This window comes from Dechloromonas sp. CZR5, assembly GCF_008711155.1.
Classification (GTDB): Bacteria; Pseudomonadota; Gammaproteobacteria; order Burkholderiales; family Rhodocyclaceae; genus Azonexus.
Map to the genome: position 1 here is coordinate 736,228 of NZ_VUYQ01000001.1, position 12,625 is coordinate 748,852.

The 12,625-nt window shown below is 63.2% G+C and carries 11 protein-coding genes; 4 read left to right on the forward strand and 7 right to left on the reverse strand.

All coding sequences use genetic code 11. From position 1 onward, the window contains the following. Positions 1–4: 4 nt before the first annotated feature. Positions 5–823: a TOBE domain-containing protein gene (locus tag F1002_RS03590; RefSeq protein ID WP_150427645.1), complete on the reverse strand. Its 819-nt coding sequence runs from the start codon at positions 821–823 to the stop codon at positions 5–7. Between the two features lie 191 nt (positions 824–1,014). On the opposite strand from F1002_RS03590, the gene F1002_RS03595 reads away from it, so the two are divergent. Then, complete coding sequence (locus tag F1002_RS03595; RefSeq protein ID WP_150427646.1) at positions 1,015–1,443, forward strand: molybdopterin-binding protein; 429 nt, start codon at positions 1,015–1,017, stop codon at positions 1,441–1,443. A gap of 59 nt (positions 1,444–1,502) precedes the next feature. Here the strand turns inward: F1002_RS03595 and F1002_RS03600 are convergent, their stop codons facing one another. Genes F1002_RS03600 through F1002_RS21470 form a run of 5 tightly spaced genes read right to left on the reverse strand, consistent with a single transcriptional unit; the run spans position 1,503 to position 7,101 of the window. Further along, positions 1,503–2,834, reverse strand: coding sequence for a di-heme oxidoredictase family protein (locus F1002_RS03600; RefSeq protein ID WP_150427647.1), 1,332 nt, complete (start codon positions 2,832–2,834; stop codon positions 1,503–1,505). Continuing rightward, a complete protein-coding gene (locus F1002_RS03605; RefSeq protein ID WP_150427648.1) occupies positions 2,831–4,135 on the reverse strand; it encodes an ABC transporter substrate-binding protein in 1,305 nt (434 codons plus the stop codon). Before F1002_RS03605 ends, F1002_RS03600 begins: the two co-directional genes overlap by 4 nt. Further along, on the reverse strand, positions 4,132–4,698 hold the full coding sequence (locus tag F1002_RS03610; RefSeq protein ID WP_191090291.1) for a DUF2478 domain-containing protein: 567 nt from the start codon (positions 4,696–4,698) through the stop codon (positions 4,132–4,134). Before F1002_RS03610 ends, F1002_RS03605 begins: the two co-directional genes overlap by 4 nt. Before the next feature lie 10 nt (positions 4,699–4,708). Continuing rightward, complete coding sequence (locus tag F1002_RS03615) at positions 4,709–6,730, reverse strand: TonB-dependent siderophore receptor (RefSeq protein WP_150427650.1); 2,022 nt, start codon at positions 6,728–6,730, stop codon at positions 4,709–4,711. After that, complete coding sequence (locus F1002_RS21470) at positions 6,724–7,101, reverse strand: XRE family transcriptional regulator (protein ID WP_150427651.1); 378 nt, start codon at positions 7,099–7,101, stop codon at positions 6,724–6,726. Before F1002_RS21470 ends, F1002_RS03615 begins: the two co-directional genes overlap by 7 nt. Positions 7,102–7,552: 451 nt before the next feature. Between F1002_RS21470 and F1002_RS03625 the strand changes: the two genes are divergently transcribed. From F1002_RS03625 to F1002_RS03635, 3 genes are all read left to right on the forward strand, one after another. Beyond that, complete coding sequence (locus F1002_RS03625; protein ID WP_223879438.1) at positions 7,553–9,712, forward strand: TonB-dependent receptor; 2,160 nt, start codon at positions 7,553–7,555, stop codon at positions 9,710–9,712. Positions 9,713–10,036: 324 nt separating this feature from the next. Further along, a complete protein-coding gene (locus tag F1002_RS03630) occupies positions 10,037–11,284 on the forward strand; it encodes a porin (RefSeq protein ID WP_150427652.1) in 1,248 nt (415 codons plus the stop codon). A 71-nt stretch (positions 11,285–11,355) separates the two neighbouring features. Further along, positions 11,356–11,832 carry a DUF302 domain-containing protein gene (locus F1002_RS03635; RefSeq protein WP_150427653.1) on the forward strand — a complete coding sequence of 159 codons (477 nt, stop codon included), beginning with the start codon at positions 11,356–11,358 and terminating at the stop codon, positions 11,830–11,832. Between the two features lie 13 nt (positions 11,833–11,845). Here F1002_RS03635 and fnr read toward each other — a convergent pair whose 3' ends face one another. Continuing rightward, positions 11,846–12,589: a fumarate/nitrate reduction transcriptional regulator Fnr gene (gene fnr / locus F1002_RS03640; RefSeq protein ID WP_191090292.1), complete on the reverse strand. Its 744-nt coding sequence runs from the start codon at positions 12,587–12,589 to the stop codon at positions 11,846–11,848. Positions 12,590–12,625: the final 36 nt, after the last annotated feature.

Genomic DNA, 12,625 nt, shown 5'->3' on the forward strand with positions numbered 1-12,625 from the left:
AGGGTCAGGAATACTTGCAGAGGATGACGGCCGACGCCTTGAACACGGCGCAGGCTCGTTCACCGACGGCCAGGCCAAGGCGCTCGACACTGTCATGGGTAACCACGGCGCACACCGACTTGCCGCTCTTCATGGCCAGGGTGACTTCGGAATTCACCGGGCCGTCGTGGATGCGGGTGATTTCGCCCCACAGGTGGTTGCGGGCGCTGGTCTTCACGCTGGGGTCGTTGAGCAGCAGGACGGACGATGACTTGACCAGCGCGTTGATTTCCATGCCGATGGCCAGGCCCAGGCTTTCCGCCGAATCGCCGGTGATGACGGCGACGATTTCGTTGTCGTCGTCGAGCTTGAGGCGCACCTCGAAATCGACCTCTCCCTCGCGCAGGCCGACGATGTGACCGGCGAACTGGTTGCGGGCGCTGGTCTTCATCGACATGCGCTTGAGCAGTTGCCGAAACTGCTTGAAATCGCCGGCCTGGCCATCGTTCATGCTTTCAGTCAGGCGGTCGAGGGCAGCCTGGTATTCGGCTTCCAGCGCCCGGTAAAGGGCGACGATCTTGCGGCCGTAGTCGGTGAGTTGGGTCCCGCCGCCATGCTTGCCGCCGGTCGAGCGGAGCACCAACGGTTGTTCGGCCAGGTTGTTCATCGCATCGACCGCATCCCAGGCCGCCTTGTAGGAGAGCGGCACGGCTTTTGCCGCTTGCGAGATGGAGCCATGCTGGGCTATGGCTTCGAGCAGGCGAATCCGGGTATCGCCGAGAAAGGTGCCGAACTCGGAGTCGACTTCGAGTTTGCCGCGCAGGCGATGCAGGATGGTGTCCATGATCAGGTCCGTTTGTTTATATACGCTACACTATAGCGCAATGCGAACGTCCCGGAAAAACAGGTGGCGCTATGGTTTAAATCGCTGAACGGTATTCGGTACATTATGTTCCAGAGCAAGCCGGAATCGTTGTTCGTATTGGTATATAGCGAAAACCGGGCCACAATGCCCGACAACTCAGGAGAAAAGGAATGAACGTCAGCGCGCGCAACACATTCAGCGGCAAGATCACCGCCTTGACCGACGGTGCGGTCAATGCCGAGGTCGAAATCGGCTTGTCGGGAGGCGACAGGATTGTCGCAATCGTGACGGCAGGCAGCGTCAAATCGCTGGGCCTGGCCGTCGGCAAGGACGCCGTCGCCTACGTCAAGGCCCCTTGGGTCATGCTGCTGGCCGGTCCGCAGAACGTGAGGTTCTCGGCCCGCAACCAGCTGTCCGGCACGGTGAGCAGCGTGCAGAAGGGTGCCGTCAATACCGAAGTCGGCATCCAGTTGCCAGGGGGAGCGACTGTGTATGCCGTGGTGACCAACGAAGCGGTCATGGAGCTCGGCCTCAAGGCAGGGGTGGCGGCGACGGCGCTGATCAAGGCCAGCCACGTGATCCTCGGTGTCCCGGCCTGACGCGACGGCAGCGTTACGCAGGGCGGCCATGTGCCGCCCTTTTTCTGTGTCCGGTGCCGTCATAGCGAATGCAGGAAGGCAATCAGCGCCCGGCGCAGGCTGGCTGGGGCGGCGGCATAGCGCTGGCGCGCTTTCTCCGCTTCGCCGCCGTGCCACAGAATGGCCTCCTCGAAATTTCGTGCCCGGCCGTCGTGCAGGAAACCGACGTCTTCGTTGATCGCGGCCAGTAACCCCAATCCCCACAAAGGCGCGGTGCGCCATTGCCGGCCGCCGGCCAGGTGGTCGGGGCGGCTGTCGGCCAGTCGCGTGCCCATGTCGTGCACCAGCAGGTCGGTATAGGGCGCGAATTCGCGCTGGGCGAGTGCCGGGTATTGCGGGTTGTCGCCGGTGCGCATGTTTGGGCGATGGCAGGCTGCACAGCCGAATCCGGCAAAGGCCACGGCACCGCGGACGACGAGCGGCGAGGTTTCGTCGCGCCGGGGCGGTGGAGCCAGGTGGGCGACGTAGAAGGTGATGTCGTCGAGTTGCGCCGTCGACAGTTCCGGCTGGCCGCCGTTGGGCGCATGCCGGCAGGCCGCCTGCGCCGGGGTGCAGTTTTCGTCGGGGAACAGGTCGGAGGTGATGCTCATGTCGCCGGCAAAGGCGCCGGCAATCTGCTGGCGCAGGTTGGGGGTGTTGGACTTGAGCCCGAAGCGGCCGACGACCGTGGCACCGGTTTGCCGGTCCACGACCCGGTTGACGCTGCCGCGAATGCCGTCGGGTCGGAGTTCCCCGGCCATCGCTTCCAGTGCGCTTGGGGGTACGGCGTCGAGCAGGCCGAGGCCGGCGACGTGGGGCGACACGCGCAGCGAAGCGAGGACCGGCCCCAGCTTGCCGTAGGCGAGTTCGACGAATTTTGTCCGTGGCTCGCGCAATTCGACGCGCGTGCCGTCGGCCAGGCGCACCGTATGTGTGCGCCAGCGTATCTGCATGCGGCCTTCGCCAGGCACGCCGGGGATGCCCTCCTCGTTGAGTTGGTCGCCATAGACCGGGTGAGGTCGCGGGGCTTCCCGGGGCGTGCGGCCGGGGACGGACAGCCGGACGAGCATGGACTGCATGCGTTCGTCCGGGTGGCTCGGCGCGCCGCCGCGCCCGTTCTTGGCGTGGCAGGAGATGCAGGCCAGGCGGTTGTAGAGCGGGCCGAGGCCGTCGACTTCGCCGTCCCTGGCCGGGGCGATGACCCAGCTTTGTCGGAAGAGGCTGCGGCCGCGCAGGAATCGCTCGGTGTCACCTGCCGACAGCCCGGATAGCGGCCGGGTCAGGGTTTCGCGGTCAATGGCCGGCTCCGCCATGGCGGCGGGGATTGTGCCGGCGAGGAGCAGGGCGGCGAGAAGCTGGCTTGCTGATTTCATGCGCCGATCTCATCGAGTTGCAGGCGGGCTTGCGTGCGTCGCTCGCGGCAGGTTTCCCGCCAAGCCAGTTCGAGCGGTGCCAGCGGGCGCTCACCGTTGCCTTCGAGCCGAACGCCGATCTGGCGCTGGATGTCGGGTAGATTGGCGGTTGCCTCATCGATGGGCGGCCGGCCAAGCAGCGCACGGATGGCGCGGGTATCCTTGCCACCAGTTTCGGCCTGGCGGGTACGTTGCCACAGGGCTTGCAGTTCGTCCTGGGGGTCGATCAGCATGTGCTGGAAGATCGCCGCCGTGGTCGTCAGGCGAGGGCGGGCGGCGTCGCTGTCGAATTGCAGGCCGCCCTGGCGGGCCGCGATAAAGGGATCGAAGCTGCCGGCCGGCACCTGGGCGTAGGCGTCCGGGCGAACCGCCAAGCGGCGGATGTCCGGGTGGGCTAGTAGCCGTTGGCCGGTCGGCGACAGTATGAAATCGACGAATGCCGTAGCGCCGCGCGGGTTGGGAGAGTGTCTGGTGACCGCGATATGGGCCGGGTTGAGGCCGGTATGGCGGGGATAGACGAAGCGGATGGGCGCACCGTTGGCGATTGCCGAGTTGACGAAGAAATCGATGGAGATGCCGACGGCGCAGCTGCCATTGGCGATTTCGTCGGTCACGAAGCTCGATCCGCGTTCGATGAAGCGGGCATTGGCGGCAATTTCGCTCCACAGCGTCCAGCCACGCTCCCAGCCCAGGGCCTGGAGCACGATTTCGACGATGGGCGGAGCGAAGCCGACGCGTGCGGGGACCGGCATGGCGATTAGTCCGGCCAGGCGAGGGTCGGCCAGGTCGGCCCAGTCGGCGGGTGTTGGAATGCCTCGGGCGGCGAGCAATTCCGGTGCGATGGCGAAGCCGAAACCGGCGACTTCGGTCGCCGTGTAGAAACCTTCCGCATCGCCGAGGGCGGTGTTGCCGATACGTCGGGGGAGCTGGCTGTGGTTTGCCGGGAGCTTTTGCCAGGCGCCGCTGGCGGCCAGGCGCGCGAAGCTGCGCGGCGAGGCGGACCAATAGATGTCGGCCTTCCCCTGGTCGGGTAGGCTCAGAGTGTCGTAGGCGTCGTTGGGCATGCGCCAGATCACTTGCATCCGGTATTGCGGCCGCTCCTTCTCGAAGGCGGCCTGGATGCGGGAGACGAATTCGTCCGGGTAGCTGGTGATGACGGTGACGGTGCTCGGGGCGGCCATGGCGCCGCGGCTACCGGCCAGGGCCAGGGAGGCCGCGCCGAGGAAAAACAGGCGGCGGGAAGGATCGGCGGGGCGGGTCATGCGCAGGCTCCGGAAAGCGCCGGCGCATGCTTGCGGCGACCGGCTGGGTAGTGCGATAGCCCGGCAAACCAGGCTTCCAGTTCAGGGCGTTCGGGAGGCAGTTCAAACGCTTGCCGGCCAGTGAAGCGCCGCCAGGCCGGCAGATGCCGGGGCGGAACGATGGTTAGTATCGGAATCTGCCGGCTCATCAGGTCGAGCATTTCGGCCGCAAACCCATGGCCATGCGCTTCCAGGGTCGAAAAGCGGTTGAAAATGGCGAGATCGGCGCCATGGATAGGGATGCGTCGCATGACGGCACTGGCCTCGGCGATGCCGCCCGTATCGATGCGGCACGATATCGAGTGGGTGCCGAGAAACCGGCTGATCGGGTAGAGCCGGCCGTCGTCAAGCGCCACCAGGCGGATCTGTTTCGAGCCCTGGGTCTGGTAGATCTCCTGGACCAGTCCACCGATGCGCCATCCCTGGTTGATCTGGGCGATAGCGAAATTGGCGACGACTTCGTCGCAATCCGTCGTCGCGTCGGGGACGACGGCAGCGATGGCGAAACGGGTAGCTCCGGTCATGGGTGTTCCGTCAGAAGCGATAGTTGGCGTTGGCGAACCACATGCGACCCGGATTTGGGAACCCGTAGTCCAATTCATAGTTCTTGTCGGTCAGGTTGGTGACGCCAGCCTCAAGACTCAACTGCGGCAATGGGCGATACACCGTCTTCAGGTTGATGATCGTGTAGCCGTCGATGCGCACGGTATTCGAGGCCCAGCGCCCGGTGTTGTATTCGACGTAGGGAATCACGTCGACCTGCGCCAGCGGCTTGGCGATGGCATAGGCGATGAACTTCTTGTCGGGGATGCCGGTCAGTCGCGTCGACGGGTTGCTGACGTTGTCCATGTTGAGGTAAGTGAAGTTGCCGCCGACCTCCAGCCAGCTCGCCACCGGCGTGCGCAGGCTGAGTTCGATGCCGCTGGTGTGCACCTCGCCGACGTTGCGCATCTGGCACTTGGCGGTGGTCGAACACTGGGCGGCGACGGTGCCGACGAAGACCGACTGGATCTTGTCCGAGATTTCGCTGTAGAACAGCGCCGCTTCGGCCTTGGCGCCGACCCACGGGCTGCCCTGGTAGCCGATTTCGTAGTTGATCGATGCTTCCGGCTGCAGGTTGGGGTTGGTGTCGTAGGTGCCGAGCTTGCCGGAGTAGCGGTCCTTCAGCGTCGGCAGCCGGGTTTTCTGGGCCACCGTTGCGTAGAAACGTGTGTTTGGCGCGAAGTCGTAGAACAGGCCGATCTGGCCGTTGTCCGCCTTCTGCTTGTCGGGCAGGGCGTAGCTGCCGCCGTTGGCTGTGCTCTTGAACACCATTTCCGGCCGCAGTTCGTGATGGGCGTAGCCGACGGAAAGCAGCCATTTTTCGGCCAGCTGGATGTTGTCCTCGGCGGCGATAGAGAACAGAGTGTCCTTGAATTCGGCGCCGAGCACGGCCAGAGCATCGGTTTCCTGGTGGCGGTCGCTACGGTAGTGGGTGACCAGGCGGAGGGTGTTGTTGGCGATGCGCGTCGACTCCAGTTCGACCGAGCCACCGGTGGTCCTGTCGTCGTAGAGGCTGCGGCCAGTGCCGACCGAGCCGCTGCCGGAGGTCTTGAGCACGTTGTAGTTGCCGTTGGTATAGGTGGCCAGCCCGTTCTTGAAGGTGTCCACGTAGAGCCGGGTCTTCAGCGTTTCGTGCTGGCCGAGGGCGGTTTTCGACAGGAAGTAGAGGCTTTCCTTGTCCCAGGATGGCCATTGCCAGTAGCGGGCGCTGGCCGGGATGGTATTCGGTGGCTGGCCTTTCTCGCCATCCTGCTTGACATAGCTCAGTGCGTATTCGTCGGTGGCGTTCGGGGTCAGACCCAGCTTGAGCGACACGCGGCTGTCCTTGCGATAGGAATTGTCGCGATGGCCGCCGTTTTCGCTGGCCGTTGACTGGAAGTCGGAGGACAGCGGGAAGTAGTCGGAGTCGATATAGGAAGCCCCGGCCTGCAGGTACCACAGACCCTGATTGGTACCGACATTCACCGCCGCCTTGCGCTCGTTGCCCGAAGCGAAGCCGATCGTCGCATCGCCTTCCAGCTTTTCGCGCGGCTTGCGCGAGATCAGGTTGATGGCGCCGCCGATGGCGTTCGGGCCGTAGGCAACCGAACTGAAGCCTTTGACCACCTGGATGGCGGCCAGGTCGAAGGTCGAGAACCGATTGAAGTCGACGTAACCGTCGTATGGCACGTAAACCGGAATGCCGTCGATGTAGAGCGGCACCTGGCGCACGTCGTAGCCGCGCACGTTGATCATCTTCTCGTTGCGGGTGCCGTTGGTGACGCTGATGCCGGGCAGCAGGTTGACTGCGTCGGCGACGTTTTCCCGATTGAAAGTCTGCATGTCCTGGCGGGTGACGACTGAGGCGACCTGTTCCTCGCCGACTTCGCCCACTTGCACTTTCCGGGCGCTGACCTGGATGGTACCGAGCTCGAAAGCCGGTCCGGCGGCCAAGCCGCTGCCTGCGCCCAACAGGTTGGTCATGACGGCGGCCAGGGTGGTTCGTCGGGTCGACCGGGATTTGTGGTTCAGCATGGAGTCCTTCCTGACTGTGGCAAATTGGCTGATGACAGTGAATGTGTTGGCTCGCCTTCCGGCAGGATGATTTCGATGTGCTGGTCGGGAAAACGGACGAGCAGTTCAAGTTCGCCACCGAGAGCGGTGACGTGGCGGCGCAGCGTCACCAGATGCATGTCGGCCTGGTTTTCGAGTTGCGCTACCTGCGGCTGGGAAACCCCGAGTCGGACGGCCAGTGCGGCCTGTGACAGGCCGAGCAGGCGGCGCAATCCGCCCAGGCTGACCGACGGAGTCTGATCGGTGCGGCAGGTTGGAGCTGACAGGATGGAGGTCTCGCAGGGTATCGCTCGGCGATGCCGTAATGGTGTGGAAGGTGGGGTGGCGTTCATCGTGGAGTGACCAGAAGAGGTTTCAAGGCTGGGTTTTTTGCTTCTTCCGTGTACCGTCCAGAGACGGAGGGTTGAGCCTTTTGAAGTCTTCCATGGGTCGTTATGTTTATTTGTATATATCGATTTTTGCTGTAATTTCTAATGATCGGTTATTAATTAATGTGTTGCGTTAGGTTATGTATCGATATGTATGTAACTATACAACGATATCGATGGGTTCGCATGGGCGGCATCGTATTTCGGCATTGAGCTTGCATATTCAGGTTGCTTTCCGTACATGAAAGGTCGGGCGCTGGGCAGTCAGGCGTACGCTCGGCGAGGCAATGTCGCCGCCGTCTCATGATTTTCTGTAGGCAACTCAGGCGATCGTTTGGAGGTGAATGACGGGCGAAGCCGGAACAATCGCTCCTGGGGCAGCCGCGCGCCTGCCGAAAAAAATACAGGAGACAACATGAATACCCATCTTTCCGCACGGATTGCCCGGCCCAGCCGGATGGTCGCCCTGCTGGCCGTCACCTTTCCCGGGCTGGCCATGGCCGATGCCGTGGTGAACCTCGACACGGTCGTCGTCACCGGCAGCCGCGTCGAGCACAACAGCTTCGATCTGCCGGCGGCCATCGACGTGGTCGATGCAGCGCGCATCGGCGCCGACCAGGCCCGTGTCAATGTTTCGGAAGCGCTGGCTTCCGTGCCCGGCATCACGGTCCAGAATCGCCAGAACTACGCGCAGGACCTGCAGATTTCCTCGCGCGGTTTCGGCGCCCGCTCGGCGTTCGGCGTGCGCGGCATCCGCCTGGTGTCCGATGGTATCCCGGCCTCGATGCCGGACGGCCAGGGGCAGGCTGCCACCTTCAACCTGGATCGTGCCGAGCGCATCGAGGTCATGCGCGGACCGATGTCGGCCATCTACGGCAACCACGCCGGCGGGGTGATTCAGATGTTCACGCCGGATGGCAAGGGGGCGCCGAGTGTCGAGGGCAGTTTCGCGGCGGGCAGCTATGGCACCTGGAAGACCAATCTGAGCGCCCAGGGCGAGGTCGGCGGCCTCGGCTACGTGATCGACGCGTCGCGCTTTGCCACCGACGGCTATCGCGACCGCAGCGCCGCCGAACGCGACCAGACCCTGGTCAAGCTGACCTACCGGCCGAGCCAGGACGGCAAGCTGACCTTCATCGTCAATACCTTCAGACAGGATGCCCAGGATCCGCAGGGTCTGCAGTGGTCGGAATTCAAGGCCAATCCACGCGGCCTGGCATGGGATGCGGCGCGCAACAACTATCCGGTGCTGGCCTACGATACCCGCAAGAGCATCGACCATACGCAAGGCGGCCTGACCTACGAGCATCGCTTCGGCGACCACAGCGTCCAGCTATCCACTTATGCCGGTCAGCGTTCGACGACGCAGTACCAGTCCATTCCGGTGGGAACCCAGACCTCGTCGGCCCGACAGTCCGGCGGGGTGATCGATTTCGACCGCCAGTTCGCCGGTTTGGCTGGCCGGTGGACCGGGCGTTTCGGCTTGGCCGGCGGCCGCCTGACGACAACGCTCGGGTTCGACTACGAGCAGGCGACCGACGACCGGCAGGGTTACGAGAATTTTGTCGGCAGCGGAACGCCCGCCAACTGCATCGCCAACATCTGCGGCGTCACCGGCCGCCTGCGCCGCAACGAGGAAGATCGCGTCGCGACCTTCGATCAGTATGCCCAGGCCGAGTGGCAGGGCGAGCGCTGGGTGTTCAGCGGCGGCCTGCGTCACAGCAGCATCGCCTTCCGGGTCGATGACCGCTATCGCAGCGGCGTCAATGGCGATGACGGCGGTCGTGTGAGCTACGACAAGACGACGCCGACCGTTGCGGCGATGTATCGGGTCACCGATACGCTCAACATCTACGCCAGCGCGGCGCGCGGATTCGAGGCGCCGACCTTCAACGAAATGTTCTATTCCAGTGGTGGCGGCTCCTTCAATTTCTCGCTCAAGCCGGCGACCAGCACGCACCTCGAAGTCGGTGCCAAGGCCATGCTCGGTACCAACAGCCGCCTTGACGTGGCGCTGTTCGATATCAAGACGCAGGATGAACTGGTCGTGCTGTCCAGCACCGGCGGCCGGACGGCCTACCAGAACGCCGGCAAGACGGAACGGCAGGGCGTGGAAGTGGCACTCGATAGCCGCTGGGGCGAGCAGGTGAGCAGCCGTCTGGCCTACACCTTCCTCGATGCGCACTATGCCGAGAACTTCTCGACGTCCACCGGCATCGTCTCGGCCGGCAGCCGGCTGCCCGGTATCGCCGCCCACAACCTGTTCGGCGAACTGGTGTGGCGGCACAAGCCGAGCGGCTTCCACGCCGCCATCGAAGGTATCGTCCGCGACAAGGTGTACGTCGAAGACAGCAACCTGCGCCAGGCGGCGCCCGGCTACGCCATCGCCAACCTGCGCATCGGCATCGACCGCAAGGTCGGTCCGCTGAGCCTGCGCAGCTTCGTCCGCCTCGACAACGCTTTCGATCGCCAGTACGTCGGTTCGGTCATCGTCGGCGACAGCAACAACCGCTTCTACGAGTCGGCACCGGGTCGCAACTGGCTGGCCGGCGTGAGCGCCCGTTACGCATTCTGATTGTTTCCTTTCCCGGTTCGCCCGGCTGCGTGCCGGGCTTTTTTTTGCCTTTTTTCGTTGTTCCGTTTTGAGTCAGCGGCGGAGCAGGTGTCCAGAAAATGAGCGTCGGCGAAACAGTTCGCACGCCTCCCGCCGATTGTCATTTGCAGCGAAAGTTCAAGGCCCGGTGAGGGTTTCGGGTGTTTTTGGGTGATTTCCGCGATGCCTGGCACAGGCTTCGCAAACAGATGGGCTCCATGCCATCGGATCGGATGGCAGCGGGGGAAACAGCCCGGAGCGCGTCTTCGGGCGGCACATATCAACGAAAACATCTGGAGACTTTTCATGAAGAAAATCCCGTCCGTTCGTCCTTTGGTTCTCGCTCTGCTGGCCTGCGGCAGTACCGGCAGCCACGCCGTCAGCTTCACCCAGAACGATGTCACCATCGACATCAACGGTACCGTCAACGGCTTCTATGTCGTTCGCGATGCCAAGACTACCGACCGCATCACCGGCCAATCGACCACGACGACCAATAGCGAACTGACCAACGGCCTGCTGCCGGGCTGGATCAACTTTGTCGCCACCACCCAGGCCAAGGGCCAGGATATCAAGGCGCACATCAGCTTCGCGCCGGGCATCAACAACAACTCGCAAACGGTTGGCTTGCCGATCGGCAATAACGCCGACGGCGCCGGTACGACCAACCCCTACAGCCAGATCGACACCCGCAACGTCTATTTCCAGTTCGGCAACAGCAGCTGGGGCACCCTGAAATTCGGCCGCGACATCGGCCTGTTCGGCCAGAACATCATCCTCTCCGACATGACGCTGCTCGGCGTCGGTGGTACCAGCAACGCCGGCATTCCGTACAACACCACCTTCGGCATGATCGGCCACGGCTACATGTACACCGGATTCCAGCCGCAGATCACCTATTCGACCCCGAACATGGGCGGCCTGCAGGCGTCGGCCGGTATCTTCCAGCCGAGCAAGTTTGCCGGCGACGAAACCAAGACGCCAGGCTTCCAGGCCAAGATCGACTACGACTGGAAGGGCGCCATGCCGGGCAAGGTGTGGGGCGGCCTGGTGACGCAATCGACCAGTTGCTCGGTGAATCCGTGCACCACCAAGTCGTTTACCGGCACCGGTTATGAAATCGGCGCCAAGGCAGGCATCGGCAATTTCGAAGCCGTTGCCTATGCCTTCAAGGGAACCGGCCTCGGCTTGTCCACCGTCGGTGCCCAGTTCTTCGGCGGCAGCGACGGCAATGGCAACAAGACCGATTCGACCGGTTATTTCCTGCAGGGTACCTACAAGTTCGGCGATACCAAGTTCGGTATCAACTACGGCCAGAACAAGGACAAGGACGGCTACACGCTGACCAGCAGCCGCACCATCAACAGCGTGCTGCGTGCAACGCCGGACAACCAGATCAAGAACCGCGCCGTGACCGTTGGCGTCTATCACTCGCTCAACAAATACATCACCCTGGTGGGCGAATACAACGACGAGCGCATCACCAACGTTCTCGACACCAACTTCGATAACAAGAACCGTACCTTCTCGGTCGGTGGCCTGATCTTCTTCTGATTGTCGTTCCCGAAAGTCCAAGCTTCTTGCGTCAGATGTTTTCCTCGCATCTGTTCAGGGCACCCCTTGGGGTGCCCTTTTTTCTCGTGGCGTTCGCCGTCGCGCTGGCGGTGTTTCCCGGCTCGGCGACGGCGGCGGAAGGCATTGCCGTGACCGAGATCGATGGAAGCGACTTCCAGTCCGCGCACGACGCGCTGGTCGAAGCAATCGAGGCGGAGGGCATGGTGGTTGGTGCCGTCCTTCCTTTCGGGGAGATGCTGGAACGTACCGGGAAGCCGGCGCGGGAACACGACGCAGGGCCATACCGCCGTGCCGAGCTGGTCCAGTTCTGCAGCGCCGCGCTGGCGCATAAGATGGTTCGTGAAGATGCCGCGCAGATCGCCTTCTGCCCGCTGTCCATCGCGATCTACGTGCCGGCAGCCAATCCGTCAGGTGTCGTCATGGCCTATCGCAAGCCGGGGAGCGAGTCGCCAGCCCGGGCGCAGGCCGGCGATCTCTTGGAGCGTCTGGTGACCCGCGCGGCGCGGCTGGCCAGACTGCGCTGGTGATCCGGGGCGCCGGTCAGCGCTGGTGATTCATCAAGGCCTTGAGGCCGCTGACGTTCAGTATCCGGATGTGCTTCTGCTGGACCGCGATGTGGCCTTCTTCCTGGAATTTGGAGAAGGCGCGGGAAACCGTTTCCAGTTTCAGGCCGAGATAGGAGCCGATTTCCTCGCGCGTCATGCGCAGATAGAACTCGGCATGCGAAAAGCCGCGGGAAGTGAAGCGCTGCGACAGATTGAGCAGGAAGGCGGCCAGCCGTTCCTCGGCGCGCATGGTGCCGAGGAGCATCATCACGCCATGGTCGCGGACGATTTCGCGGCTCATGACCTTGTGGAAGTGATGCTGCAGCGTGTGAATTTCCCGCGACAGGACTTCCAGGCGCGAGAAGGGGATGGCGCAGACTTCACTGTCTTCGAGCGCAATGGCGTTGCAGGTGTGATGTTCGGTGCTGATGCCGTCGAGGCCGAGCAGCTCGCCGGCCATCTGGAAACCGGTTACCTGGTCGCGGCCGTCCTCAAGCAGCACGTCGGTCTTGAAGAAGCCGCTGCGGATGGCATAAATGGAATCGAAACCCTCGCCGGCACGGTAGAGATGGTCGCCTCGTTTGATGCGGCGGCGGGTCGATACCAGGTCGTCCAGCCGCTCCAGTTCCTCAAGACTCAGCCCAAGCGGAAGGCATAATTCGCGCAGGTTGCAGTTCGAGCAGGCGGTCTTGATGACGGATAGTGAAACTTCCTGATTCAGCGGGTGTGTTGGGGGCATTGGCAACCTGCGTTGGCTTGATCCATGTCAACCACA